Origin of the sequence: Caballeronia sp. LZ001, from assembly GCF_031450875.1 — a bacterium.
Taxonomy (GTDB): Bacteria; Pseudomonadota; Gammaproteobacteria; order Burkholderiales; family Burkholderiaceae; genus Caballeronia.
In genome coordinates this window covers 808,106-822,192 of the sequence record NZ_JARTVX010000004.1, presented here as the reverse complement: position 1 = coordinate 822,192, position 14,087 = coordinate 808,106, and the positions used below count along the sequence as shown (strand labels likewise).

At 60.9% G+C, this 14,087-nt stretch carries 7 protein-coding genes, 1 pseudogene and 1 riboswitch; all 8 genes and pseudogenes read right to left on the bottom strand.

Annotated features, from left to right (window positions below; all coding sequences use genetic code 11):
- Positions 1-39: 39 nt before the first annotated feature.
- Positions 40-882 (bottom strand): annotated as a pseudogene (locus tag P9292_RS14245) (endo alpha-1,4 polygalactosaminidase); the annotation flags it as partial.
- Between the two features lie 13 nt (positions 883-895).
- Positions 896-2,269 (bottom strand): exopolysaccharide Pel transporter PelG, encoded by a 1,374-nt coding sequence (gene pelG, locus P9292_RS14240; protein ID WP_309959638.1) that lies wholly within the window; start codon positions 2,267-2,269, stop codon positions 896-898.
- Positions 2,269-3,906 (bottom strand): GT4 family glycosyltransferase PelF, encoded by a 1,638-nt coding sequence (gene pelF / locus P9292_RS14235; RefSeq protein ID WP_250467606.1) that lies wholly within the window; start codon positions 3,904-3,906, stop codon positions 2,269-2,271. Before pelF ends, pelG begins: the two co-directional genes overlap by 1 nt.
- Entirely contained in the window at positions 3,903-4,913 is a 1,011-nt protein-coding gene (locus P9292_RS14230; RefSeq protein WP_309959635.1) for a hypothetical protein, read from the bottom strand. Before P9292_RS14230 ends, pelF begins: the two co-directional genes overlap by 4 nt.
- On the bottom strand, positions 4,906-6,294 hold the full coding sequence (locus tag P9292_RS14225) for a PelD GGDEF domain-containing protein (protein WP_250492983.1): 1,389 nt from the start codon (positions 6,292-6,294) through the stop codon (positions 4,906-4,908). The genes P9292_RS14230 and P9292_RS14225 overlap by 8 nt, the downstream gene beginning before the upstream one ends.
- An 87-nt stretch (positions 6,295-6,381) precedes the next feature.
- The gene (locus P9292_RS14220) at positions 6,382-6,933 is read right to left on the bottom strand and encodes a penicillin-binding protein activator LpoB (RefSeq protein ID WP_309959632.1); all 552 of its coding nucleotides are present in this window, start codon (positions 6,931-6,933) and stop codon (positions 6,382-6,384) included.
- 32 nt (positions 6,934-6,965) lie between these two features.
- Positions 6,966-10,844 (bottom strand): tetratricopeptide repeat protein, encoded by a 3,879-nt coding sequence (locus tag P9292_RS14215; RefSeq protein ID WP_309959630.1) that lies wholly within the window; start codon positions 10,842-10,844, stop codon positions 6,966-6,968.
- A complete protein-coding gene (locus P9292_RS14210; protein WP_309959628.1) occupies positions 10,834-13,581 on the bottom strand; it encodes a sugar ABC transporter in 2,748 nt (915 codons plus the stop codon). Before P9292_RS14210 ends, P9292_RS14215 begins: the two co-directional genes overlap by 11 nt.
- A gap of 382 nt (positions 13,582-13,963) precedes the next feature.
- Positions 13,964-14,044: riboswitch (cyclic di-GMP riboswitch) on the top strand.
- Positions 14,045-14,087 lie beyond the last annotated feature (43 nt).

The window sequence follows — 14,087 nt, the reverse complement described above, 5'->3', positions numbered from 1 at the left end:
TGATGTTGTTCTTCGTTGCGTTCAATTCGCTGGTGGCGCTCCTGTACCTACCGTGGCGAGCGCGCCGTCGGTGACATAGGGCACGATGCCGTCGGCCGCGATGCGTGCGGCCGTCGCGGCCTTGCAATCGGCATCGGCGGGTGCGCAATAGTCGATCGAAAGGACCGGCAGATGGTATCGATCGCGTATGGTCGTGGCCTGCATCAGCAACCAGTCGCGGTCGGCCTGCGGTACTTCCGTATAGCGTTGCTTGCCTGCATCCCAGCCGCGATACAGCGATTCGAACGCGACCATCCAGGCTGATTCATGCACTTGAGGCAGTACTTCAAAGCCGCGATTGAAGATCAGCTTCGCTTCCGGATAACGCGCCTTGATGGCGCGAATGACGCGCACGAGTCCCGCTTCCTGTGCCGCACGCGCGGCATCGGTCGTGGCGATCAGCTGATACGAATCGAGCGTATCGAGAAAGAAGCCGCGATAACCCTTCTTCCACAACGGTGCGATAACCTTGTTCACGACGAACGCCGGCCATTGCGCCGCCGTTTGATCCACCACATGCGACGCCCACGCCTGATTCACGCCAGGCATCCACGCAGACGGAATTGCCTTGAAGTAAGCGCGATGCGGATTCACTTCGCCGATGCTCACGTAAGCAAACCACGCCGTGTGCGCATCCGCATGAGCTTGCGGATCGAAATGTGCATCGGGCTCGACTACGACGACATCGAAACCGGTGAGTTCCTCGACAGGCGGATTTGCGCCGTAATACAGCGCGACCGATGGCGTTTGCGCGTGCGCGGCAGTCACCATCGCCCCGAAGGCGGCGATTCTCGCGAAATGCAGCAATGCGCGCAGGCCAGATCGTCGGACGATTTTGTTCATGTCGTTAAGCCACTCAGCCGCGCAGCATGTAAGTCTCGTATTCGAGAGACAGGAACTTGCGGTCGAGCACCTTCACGGCGGCCACCACGACGACGAGCAACGCCAGTGCGAACCCATAGCCGTAGAAATCCGGTCCGAGCCGCAACGTAATGCCCGTAAAAAGGCCACTCAACAGAACGAACGCGCCGGTGAGCTTCATGACGGTGCGTCGTCCATCGAGATAGAAGAAGACGTTGAGCAGGCCGAGCAGCAGCACTTGCAGACTCGCGGACACGACATCGACGACCAAAAGCGGCATATACAAGGGCGAGATGCCGAGCAAGCCCAGCACGCGCTCACCGAACGCAACGATCAGCAGCAGCACCACCGTCTGCACCTTGATGATTTCATAGAGCCCGGCACGCACGCTGCCCACCATCATGTCGCGCATCTCGCTGATATGGCGCAGCGTCGCGCCGCTGCGCACGGCGTCGTAGAACGCGTCGTAGTATTCGACGAAGTCCGCTTCGATACGCACGAGGAACGTCGCCATGCCCGGCATCACGCATACGTAAGCGATAAAAATGGGGATGTCGTAGATCACCGATGCATTCAGCGGCCCAATGACTCGCGTACCCGTGCCCGGCGCATACCAGAACATGAACTTGTCGAGCCACACGCCGATATTGAACAGCAAGCCGACGAGCGCAAGACTAGGATAGGCATAACGTCCTTCGAACACTTCGAACGACACGAAGCGCTCGCTGCGATAGTTACGGTAAATCAAGCCCGACAAACCCGCCAGCAAGACAATATGGCCGGCCACGAAGCCGCCCAGCAAACCGATGAGTCCATAGCCGTTCAGTGCGAGCGCAAGACAAACGACGCACGCATAACCCACGGCAAACACGTAAAGAATCTGCCGATACTGCTTCACGCTCGACAGAAAGATCACCGCGATCCAGATATTGCTGACCACGACGAAGCCGGTAATCATCAACAGGCGATAGACGATCGGCTCTTCACGAAAGCCCAGCAACATCGCAACGACCGCAACCACGCTCGAAAGAGCCGAAGACACGAGCACGACGCCGTTGTAATTGGACAGCACGAGGTCATCGCGCTTCTCGAACAAGCGGTCGGAAATGAAGCGCGTGAACGAGAGTTGCAACGGTCCTGTCAATATCAGACTAAGCGCGATCAAATATGTTACCGACACCTGAAACTGCACGATCGCAAACTTCGGTATGACTGAAGCCAGGCTGATGAGCCCGATGATCAAAATGCCGAAGATCGACAGAATGAGCGGACCTGAACTGATCAACCCTGCATAGGCATACGCGCGCGCCACGCCCGCGAGCGTGTCGCGGCGCATGATCTTGCGCAATTCGAAACCAATGCCGGCCATCAGCGTGACTCCTGCGATGCAAGCGGCTCTTTCGCGGCGCCTGCCGGTTTGTGATGATGCATCGGGCATTGCGCGGCGCTGGCCGACATGCCGCTGCGCGCGCGATCCGGCAGTGCCGACAGACGGTCATACAGCGCGCGATAACGGTCGATCATCTGCTTCTTCGTGTAATAGCGGCGCACGCGTGCGAGACCGGCTTGTTGTGCGGCTTGCCAGCGCGTTTCATCCGCGAGCAAGGACAGCACGGCCTGCGCGAACGCGGCCGGGTCCGCAAGCTGCACGACGCCGCCCGCCGATCCGAGCGCGCGATCTTCCTCATCCACGCCTTCGATCAATTGGCGGCACGACCCGACATCCGTCGTGATGGCCGGCACGCCCGCTGCGAAACCTTCGAGCACCACGAGCGGCAGCGCTTCGCTGATCGAGGTCAGTGCGATGACATCGACTTGCGGCAGCATGTCGTCAATACGCTGAAAGCCGAGAAACCTGAGATTGCGGCTCAAGCCGAGACTCTCCACCAATGCGCGGCATTCGAGCGCATAAGCGGGATCTTCTTCTTCCGGTCCGATGATCCAGCCTTCCAGGTCCGGCATGCTGCGCGACGCGATGAAGATCGCGCGAATGAAAGTCTTGATGTCCTTGATCGGCACCACGCGTCCGATCAGCGCAACCACGCGATTCGAACGCGGCTTGCGTTGCGCGACGAGCGGCCCGAGCGCATCGACGTCGATGCCGTTGGGGATACACTGCGTGCGCTCGGCACGCGCACCGTCCGTCACCTGACGCTGGCGATTCGCTTCGTAGAGCGCGACGATATCGTCGGCGGCGTCGTAGGCAAGCTTGCCGATCGCTTCGAAGAAACGCACCCACAGTTCGCGGAAGTAACTCACCCGCGAGATGTCGCGTTCGAACACACCGCGGTTGTCGCGAATCCACTGGCTTTGCAGCAAGTCGATCTTGCGTTCCTTCGTATAGATGCCATGCTCGGAGATCAGCAAGGGCCGTCCGGTACGGTAGTGCATCAACGCGCCGAGAAAGCCGCTATATCCCGTCGATACCGTGTGATAAACCTTGGCCGGCAACAACTGCTCCGCCACGCGCGCAAGCTGCCACAGCGGCTTGTGCATGATACGCACGGTCCAGAAGTAATCGGTAAAGGACGGGTCCGTGCAGAACTGCTCGTATTGATCGACGATGGTATGCCACGCCGCGCGACTCGTGAGGAACTGCTCTTCGTTGAGCGCGCCGCTCGTGCCGATCATCGGGATCATGTCGGCGAGCAACGCGCCAGCATCGCGGCCGTTACGCGGGTCGCGCAAGGTGTCGTGCAGCTGCTGCGAGCGCACGAATGCGGCGCTGTCGCCAGCGGCCGCGCGCGGCGTGAAATCCGCCGTGGTCGGCTCGTACAGGTAATGCGTTTCGATATGCACGACGTTGTCGGGCAATGCATAAGCGACGCCCGCATAATCCGACTTCTGGCTGCCTATGAAGACGATCGCGAAGCGTGTGTCGGGGTAAGAGCGGATCATCTCGTTGACCCAGCTCGATACGCCGCCGCGCACGAACGGGAACGTGCCTTCGAGGAGAAGGCAGACATCGGCATCGGCGGCGCGGCGGATCGGGAGTTCTTTCATCATGACCAGTACTTCACAACCGGTTTGAGCGTGGGCAACGAAGCGGCATTGCCGAGCGTCGCCAGAAGGTTCGCCACGCGTGAATATTCGCCGCGCAGAAAGTCCGCTTCGGCAAGCCAGGGAACGAGACGTTCGCGCGGAAAGCCGAGCTCGAGCGCGCGGCCAATGTGTTCATGCGCTTCATCGGGCAAGCCGCTTGCAAGCGCCAGACGTCCGCGAATGAGCCACAGTGCGGCATCCGATGAATCGGTTTCAAGCGCGGCCTGCGCGTAGCGGTCGGCTTGCTGCAGCGTGTGCTTATAGACCGCGCCTTGCACGAGATTCTGGTACACGAGCTCGAAGTAGAGTTCGGCAAGCAGTCGATTCAGCGCGTGACGCTCGGCAGGCTTCTCGGTTGCTTCGAGCGTTTTGCTCGTTCTGAAGATTTTCTGCATGATCTCGTTCTCGGCATGGTCCAACGTGCCGTATGCAATCAGGCGAATATCTTCCAGGGGATCGGCGAGCAAGTCGCGCAGCAAGGTGCCGGTGGTGCGGGTCGGCATGCTCTGAATGGCAACCAGCGCGGACAGTCGATCCGTCGATGCCACCTGCGTGTTCGCAAGACGTGCCTGCAAGCGCGCGCCGCCGCCATGCTGAACGCGCGATACCAGATACGTGACGAACTTGGGACGCGCGACATCGTCGAGTTCGCCGCTTTCCTTGAGCGCGGGAAAGAGCGCTGCCCAGATACAGCTCACGAGCACCACGACGCCACCCAAGAGCGGTACGAACGTGCACGCAAGCCACAACGAGAGCAACGACCAAGCAAGCGGCTCGCGATAGTTCCGCGGCAACCAGGCGCGAAACGCAATGGCTTCGGCCAGACCCGCTGCGGCCTGCCAAGCCAGGAAGCGCATGAGCGGATCGAACGCGCCCGGCGCCTGCATCAGGCTCGCAATCGCAAGGTATTGCACGATTCCCGCGACGATAGCCGCGAGCGCGCCGAGGAGGAGTGAGGACCCTTTAGACATCGAGGCCACTTCGCTTGAGAAGACGCTTGAGCGCCGCGCCAGGTTCCTCGCCTCCGAGATGCAGCGTATGCACGCCAACGCGCGCGCCTTCGAGGTCGGTATTGAACTGCGCTTTCAGACTTGCTTCGATACGCGCGAGATAGCCGTCGATGCCGGTCGTATCCGTTGCGGGCATGAGATTGAGCAGCACGGATTGCCGCGGCGTCTGCAGGGGCCACATGACGTCGAGCGAACGGCGGCGGCGTATGACGTGTTCGAAGAGTTCATCGCCTTCTTCATCGCGCGGAAACACGAGCGCGACCAGCGAGGAAGCCACGCCCGCTTTCTTCTGCAGACGCGTCAGACGGCCGAGATCGAGCGCGAATTCATGCGGACAATCGGGTACCTGATCGACAATGCGCTGCACGAAGGACGCGTGCGCCACGCCATCGGCGTAGTAACCCAACAGCACCAGCAGGAGTTGCAGATTGTCGAAGTTGAGCGACAGGAACGGCATGCGCTTGATGACGAGCAACGCACGCAATTCGCCATCGGCGGATACCAGCGGCGCGCAGACGAGATACTCGCTGACCGGCACGGTCGAATCGACGTTCTTCAGGTGCGCGACGTTTTGCGTGGCGAGCGCATGCATGACGAGTTCATCGTCGAGCTTGAGCGTGAAGGCATCGCCGAGTTGGGCGATCGGCTCCATGCCCAGTTTGCCGCGATGCACCGGAAAAAGCGCGGCCACTTCAATTTGACATGCTTGCGCGATGAACTCGAGCAGGCCATCCGCGCCGCGCATCGATGAATCGTTCTTCGCCGTGTCGCCGGCGACGGAAAGCCGCCGCAACTCGGTGATCGAATCGCGCAACGTCGTCGGACGCGACAGCAGATCCTTCTCAAGCCGCTCATGCGAAAGACGCAGCAAGTAGTGACTGTTGGTCAACGCAACGAGGCGGTCGTTCAGATAATCGTTCAGCGACGATGCACGTTCCGCGCGGCTGCCCCACGTATCGCCGAAATGACCGGCAAGGATCGTCTGACAAAGACCGCCCGCGAAATACAACGCGGGAAACGTGCCGCCCGGCGGATAGAACAACTCCCACACACCGAACATGATGGAGCTGGACAGCAAGCCAAGCAGCGTACCGTAGCGCAACGCGACGAGCAGCGGCACCATCCATAGCCACGGAAAGCCGCCGCGCACGAGTAAGGGATCGTCATGCTGAAGCCAGCGCGCGACAGACAGCATGATAAGCATCAGCGCGACGCTTTCGACGATAGCGAAGGGCCGCGCCACCGCGGGCGCGAGAAAGCGGCGCACGCGGCCCAGATTGCCGAACGGATGCGCGTGGCGCTTGGCGGCGCCCGGGTTGGTTTCGACGGCTGCGGTATTCACGGCCATTTCCTTTTCTTGTCTCGTGCTTATTTCGTATCAACCTGCATCCTGTATCTCGGCGGCAGGCGGGCAAGCTTGATCGGCGACTTACTGGCGCGCTTGCAACGGCGACAGCACATTGCCGATCAAAGTGGTCGCCACACTCGACAATGCCGAGCGGCTCCAGCCCGTACGCGTTCCCGTTGCGCTCCAGACGACCGAGCCGTTCGCGACATCGATCAGTTCGAAGGTCACGCCCACTACCGGTTCGCCATCTACGCCGGTCTTGTAGCGCCATTCCTCGACCGCGCCCGTCAGCACATAGCGCGCGTTTTGCGAGCGTGCCCATTCGAGCGACTTGTCGCCATCGCCGCGTTGCGCGTTATCGAAGAGCGCGTTGCGGTTGGTATCGGCGGGAGCGATACGTACATCACCGACACCGCCTGCGCGCAGCGTATTCGCCGCGATGGATTCTGCGCTCTTGCCCGCATCCGGCGTGTCCGTGTAGTTGGCGATGGACACGACAGCCACCTTGTCGCCATGCGTGAGCGTCGGGCCGGCCGTCTGACGCACCGTTCCGCATGCGCTCATTGCAAGCGCGAGCGCGGTTGCCGCCACACACCATGCGCCTGAACGCGCGAGTCGTTTGATACCGTGCATGTTGCTTCCCCTTCCGTGGATCCAGAATCGTTTCAATAAAACCAGCTATAGCGCGCACCGATTTGCGTGACCGGCGTACCGAGACGCGACACACGCTGATGCGAGAAGTAAAGCGCCGCATGATCGCCGCCGAACACAGTGCCCGCGAGGCCAAGACTGATGGACGGTCCCCAGCCCTGATTCGAGTCGTGCAGCACGCCTGCATCGAAGAATGGCCGCCATGCGCGCGTGTATTGATCGAGCAGATTGTTGCCGAAACCGAAGAACAGGCCGTATTGCGAGTAGCTTTGCGGAATGAAGCTCGCCGCACTCACCGGACCGGCGGTCACCGGAATGAGGCGCGAGATCAGGCCATCGGCGGCGCCACTTGCGCCGTATCCGCCATGCGCGCCCATCAGGCGCAGCGTGTAGTCCGGATAGTTCGTGCGAATGCGATAACCGATCTCGCCCGCCGACAGCACGCCGCTACCGAGATAGTTACGCGCCTGGCTATAGAAGCGATCGGCTTCGACCGTGCCCGTGGCATAGAGGCTTTCCGTCGCGCGATACATCACGGTGCCTGCGACGTTGTCCTTCACACCGCCCACTTGCAACACTTGCGACTCGCGTGCGGTCTGGTTGTAGCCCGCCTTCACGGCGAGCGACAAAGCGGAATTTCGGCCCCATTCGGCACCCGCCGATACGCTGTAAAAACTGTCGAGCGCTTCGCGGCGGCCCACGGTGACCATGAACGCCGTGTCGTAAGTCTGGCGGCGCGCGAAGACTTCCAACGAGCGATCCACCGAAGGGACATCGGTGAGTTGCGATGAATCCGTCGAATGCTGGAAGCGTTGAACGCCCTTTACGCCGATCATGTATTTGTCCGCGATCTTGAGGCTGCCGCCAAGCGTCTGCTCGATGTAATCGAGCGGATGTTCGACATAACTCGTGACGCTTGCATCGAGCGATTGCGGCCACGTCAGTGAGGTCTGCACGAGGCGGCCATGAAGTTCGTCGTCATAGGGCGCATCTTCGAGGCCTTGAAACGCGAGCTTTTGTGCATCGCCCGGACGATCCACCGCGATCGATGCATCGATACGGTCATAGATCGGCAGGCGCGCCTTCTGATCATCGAGAAGACGTTCCATCGCGGGCTTGTCGTTGTCGGCAAGCGCAATGGCGATCAACTGCTCCGAAGGCTGAACCAGCACGTCGGCGTATTGACGCGCGAGCCAGCGCTTCGCCAACGGATTCGCTTCGTGCGACATGGCCCAGGCAAGCGCGACATCGCGTGCAACGGACGAGGTCAGTTGTGTCTCTTTCGGAGATGCATTCGCGTTCGATGCCTCCAATTGCGCAGCGGGAAGACCGGCCGTATCGCCCAACAAGGTGCGGCGTGCGGCGGTGTCGTCGTTGCGCCCGGCATCGGTTGCGAGCAGGTCGATCAGCAATGCCTTCGATACATCCGCGTTCTCGAATATCGATGCCAGCGTCACGCGCCGGCCTTGCAGTTGTTCACGCACTTCACTGCCTTGCGACTGGTGCGTCTGCACGATGTTCTTTCCCACCGCCGTGTTCGCGCGAACGGCCGCTTCCTCGTCCTGCATCTGGCGCCAGACATTGCGGCGAATGGACCATGCGAGGTCGCTGCGTCCCGCCATCTCTTGCGCTTCGGCATAGCTCAACTGCCACAGCGGATCACGCGATGCGGACGCCGCTTGCAGACGCAAGTACTTGAGCGCGGCTTCAGGCTTGTTCAAGCGCATATAGGCAGCAGCGAGCGGGCCCCACAACGCGGGCTCTTGCGCGGGCGTATCGCGCCATGGCTTGAGCGCGTCGTGCAATTGCGCATCCGTGCCGTAGTCGACGAGCGTCCAGAGCAATGCCGCGCGCAAGTCGAGCGCGGCACCCGGCAGCGTGACGGCATGTTGAAGATCGGCGAGCGCATTGAGCGGACGGTTCGTCTGTCGATAGTATTCGGCGCGAATGCGCAGGAACGACGGCGACTCGGACGCAACGGCGAGTTGCTCCGGGCTCAGGCTTTTGAGCAATGCATCGGCGCGATCGTATTGCTCGGCATCGGTGTAATAGTGGACTGCGCTTTCCAGCGAGCGCGGCGAACGATCGCGGCGATACTGCAACTCCGAGGTGCGAGCGGCATCGACTGGATAAGCGTCGTAGAAGTACGTCATGGCGCTCAAGTCTTCGGACGTGGCCTCGCCGCTTGCAAGCAGATGCTTGTACGCGTCGTTGGCGATGTCATCGCGTTGCAGGAGACGCGCCAGTTGCGCCGCGTTGCGCCAAAACAGAATGTCATCGTTCCTGGCGCCTTGGCGTGCAGCGAGCAAGGCATCGAGCGCACCCTTGTAGTCGCCATGACGATACAAAAGGCTCGCGGTGCGCAATGCGTATTGCGTGTTCGCCAGATTGCGCTTGTTCAGCGCGCGATAAGCGGCGAGCGCTTCATCGTCGTGGCCCGAGCGTTCCGCAAGTTGGCCGAGCCGCAAAACGATGGCCTCGTTCGATATCGTGCGCTGACGGGTGCGCAGGAACGCCAGTGCATCGTCCGGACGGCCGAGACGTTCGTATGCCGCGACGACCGAGTCGAGCAGCTTGAGATCGGCGGGTGCGGCATTCGATGCCTGGATCAACGCGGCGAGATACGCGTTGTCGTCGTTGAGCATCGGAGCCAGACGCATGACGTTTTTCCAGCCTTCCGGGTCGTGCGTGGCTTGCGCGTAAGCGAGCCACATCTTGAGCGCGAGCGGCGACGCGTGATTCCATTCGGATACTTGAGCGAGCCGCTTCGTCCACACCGTCGAGCCGGGATTCTTCTCGACCTGTTCGCTCGCGACGCGCTGTGCGTTCTGCAAGTCGTTCGATTCGAGGAACGATTGATACAGGAGACCCGGGACATCGTCCGTGGCGCTCGGAGCCGATGCAGGCGTGGCAACACGAACGACATGCACATCGTGACGGCGTGCATGCATCGGCTGCGAACCATCCATGTACGCATATTCTTTCTGTGATGCGCGCTCGCGAAGATACGCGACCAGCCGTAGCGCGCCGTCTTTATCCGTTGGCTGCGCTTGCGCATACCCTGCGAGCGCCTTTGCATAACGATCCACGAGGTCCGGCCGATGCGCCGCGCGCGCCAGATTCAGCAGCACGACAAGCGTCGCGTGATCGTGCGCGAACGCCGCGCCATGTTCCTTCGCGGCGCCAAGCGCTTCATCGAGCAGATTGCCCGACTGTAGCGCGCGAATGCCGTTGATGAAGCAATCACGCTTCGTATCGAACGTGGGTGCCTTCGCTTGCAAACGGAACCAGCCTTCCGCCGCGCCGCGATAGTCGCCGCCATACATGGCAAAGCGCACCACTTCGCGATTCCAGCGCGTCTGTTGTGCCGGGTCCTGCACGGCAAGCCGCGCATAGAGCTGCCCCGCAAGCTGTTGCGCATTTGCGGATGCAGCCGCTTCGGCCAGCATTTGCAAGTCCGCATTCGACCACGACAGCGCCGCCGCGTTGGTCAGTTGCGTGCGCAGGCGAACCAGCGCGGCCTCGCGGCCCGGATCGTTCGCGGGCAATGCGAAGGTCTCGCGCGTATCCACGGTCAGGCGCAGCAACTGTGCGGCGCGATGAAGCTCGTCACCAGGCGCGGCGGCCATGCGGTCAGCAATGCGACGCGCATCTTCATCGCGCCCGAGACGCACGTATTGCGTGCCGAGCACCGAGAGAATCTCCGTGTTGCCGGGCTGCACGCGCAGCCACGCTTCAAGATAAGCGATGCTGAGATCGCTCGGTGCATCGGTGGATGTCAAGCGGTTGCGCAATCCGCCACGCGGATGCATGAACCATAGCGTGATCAACACGACGCCCGCGAGCAACATCACGAGCCACGTTGGCGCAATACGAGGGCGATTAACGAGCACAGGCGACCTCGACCGGCTTGTAGTTCAAGATAGATCCGACGTCGGCCGACGTGTCGAAGCGCAGGAAATCGCCATCGCGTCGGACAGCAACGCTTTGACCGTTGACGCGAACCTTGCACTGCTGCGCGTTCGCTACCTTGACGAACGGCTGATAGTGGCCGGCAAATTCGAACTGCATGCCTTGCGGCGTGCGGCGAAAGTTGCGCACGAAACCATTTGCCTCTTCGATATACGGCGCGGTCGTTGTACCGCCCATGGCAAAACGCGCACTGCCGTTATCGATATGGATGTAAGTACCGTCAGGCCCCGGCGCGAAACCCGTGACGCCCGAAGCATCATCGACCGATGGCTTTGCCGCTTGCGGCCAGTGCAATTCGCGCACTTCGCCATTGCCGCGCACGAGCCATTGACCGGACTTCGAATCGATGTCTTTTGCCACCGCGAAGGTATGCCAGTCAAGCACCTTGCGGATGTACTCGCTCACATAGACCGGCATCACCGGCTGCTTGAGTGTCGTCGAAAAGATCTGATCCAACGCGCGCAGCGACGCCACCTTGGTGCCGCTATACATGTGGTAATAGATGTCGATCGGCTTGAAGCGCTGCGGACGCTCGGTCATCGCGAACGTTTCCAGCACGCGCGTGAAGCCATAGAATGGACCTTGCCAGTCGTTGGTATAGACGTTCTCGTCTTGATTCGGCGCATAGACCTGATATGCGCCGGGTCCCTTGTCCACACCGACCGGCGCGATATTGGTCCAGCTATTGGCCGACTTCGTGATGACCGTATCGCCGCCATTGAAGTTGTAGACGCCCGCCTCGGCCACCTTGCGCACGACGAAGCCAGGCGGACGGCAGTCACCAGACCATTGCAGGAGCACGGTCTTCTTGCCGGCAGGTGCAAGACGCGAGTTGATATAGTCGATCGAGCCCGTGATCTCACGATCGATATTGAAGCGATATCCCGGGATATTCAACGAGAACGCCGCGTCGCCACCGCCGCGATCCATCTGCGCGCCCTTGCTGTCAACCTGTTCCCACTGAAACGGATGCGAGTACGTATGCGTGCCGATCTCGACATGCGGCAGCGCGAACATCTTGCGCGCGATGGCTTCCAGACGGGGCGAGATATCCGGATGCAGACCGGCAGGACCGACTTCGCCTTCGATGACGGAGAGCGTCATCGGCACTTGATAGCGCGTGAAAATCTGCTGATACAACGCTTCGCCCGAGTAGTCGGGACCGGGGAATTCCGCGCGTGAGGCGAAGCCATCGCCATCCACGTGCGACATGAAAAGGCGTCGGCCGTTTTCCGTCGTCACGCTCGGCGCGGGCATGTCTTGCAGATGCAGCGCCGCCTTCATGAAGGCCATCGGTTGAATGGCCCAGCGTTCCTGTTCGATACTGTCCAACGATACGACTGTGTAAGGACTCAGCGCGTACCCGCCCCACGGCGTGAGCGCGACTTGGTCCACCTCTGCTCCGCTTGCCGAGACGCGCAACAAAGCTTGACTGCGCGGACCCACGCGCACGCCTTGCAGATCGCGCGGTTCCGGTTTCGGGCTGATCTCGAAGCCGATCATCGGATCGCTCTTGACGACCGTGACGGGCCCCGCGAACGTTCCGCCGACCGGTTGCAGATCGAGCGCGGCGCCAGCGGAACCGGCTGCATCGAAACCGAACTGACCGAGAAACGCGACAGGAATGTGATCCGCCATGCGCGCGGCAACCCATCGTTGCCAGACTTGTGCATCGGGCACCGCGCCGCGCTGAATCCATGCGACCACGCCTGCGTAACGGTCGGGTGTGATGTTATCCGGCAAGCGCGACGAAAAGTCGGCGTACTCGACGTCGTAGCCCATGTAATTGAGCGGCGTGGCGAGGTCACGCACCCCCGCGCTTAAATCGAGCGGGTCCTTGGTATCGCGGTCCTGCACGACGAGAATCTTGCGCGGCAGCACTTCTATCTTGCCGATGCCGACCACATCGCGCGCCTTGCTCGTCACGTAAGGCAGCATGCCTGCGGACACGACGCGGCTCGCTGTATCGCGCGCGCACTGCCGGTCGTTGCGATTGCAATACTCGATCGACACGACCGGCACGCCGCTCTGCTGCGTGAATTCGCGCGCCGCCGCCATGCGCCGTGCGCGCAACGCTTCAGGAACTTCCGTGAACTGACCACTTTCGTCTATACCGCGAATCAGCGATTCGCCGACAACCGCGTATAGCGCTCTTGCATAGGGCAGCGCGCTTTGCGCAATGTTCTCGCCGCCAGCGATAAGACGCGCGTCCGGATGCGCCGCATGAATTCGAAGGGCTGCGGCAAGAGCGATTGGCGTATCGAGGAAAAGTCCGCGATAACCACGCTGCCACAGCGCTTCGATTTCAGCGGCATTGCCGCTTTGACTACGCGCGATCCATGTCGTATGCGCGAGCGGATGCATGGACGGATCGAAGCCCGCTACCGGGTCGATGACCACTGCGTCGAATGCCTGCAATTGATCGACAGGCGGATTCGCCGCGTAATAGAAAGCGATATTGGGTTGAGATGCAGCGGACTGTGAAGCGCGCGGCGCATTGGACTGCAGCGCCGCTGCTTGCGCATAAGCGATGAACGGATCAAGGCCCGCCGTGCTCAACAGAACGGCTGCCAATACGCGCATCACGAAACGTTCAGGCGCCCGTTCCGCACGCGCGCAAGAGAACATACCGGCGCGTGCCCGGGTCCACTTCTCCATCGGCAAGATCTTTTCCCCGTTTGATTTTTATACGAGTGCAGCGCGCTTTTCTCAAGGACATCGCCTTGAGGAAATCGTCACCGCAAGCTCATTCGGCCAGCCGCAATCGCGCTACGCAAAGCCCGCGTTGCGCGGGTCGCGAAGCAATATTTTTTTGCTTAAATGCCAAGGGCGCGCACGATAGCACATGACCTTTAGCCGCTCAAGACCGCTTATGCATCGAAAAAACCAGTGCACGTTGCTAGGCATTAACGACCATGTTCAATAGAACTTTAAGGCAAACGTTTGGCGACGCGCTGAGAGATAACGAGTCGTCCAAGCGTCATCAAGCGATGCCAAAGATTCCTTTTATTACGCTAAAGAAATCTCAAAGCCTGCCGTTAGGGGAGAGGGGCAAAACCGGAGTGATCCGGCGACGCAAAACTAAAGGGACTTTCTTGACGAGAAATTGCCAGTTGCCCGCCGTCTGTGCGGCGGGCCAAAAGACAGCGGCTTGAATGACCGCG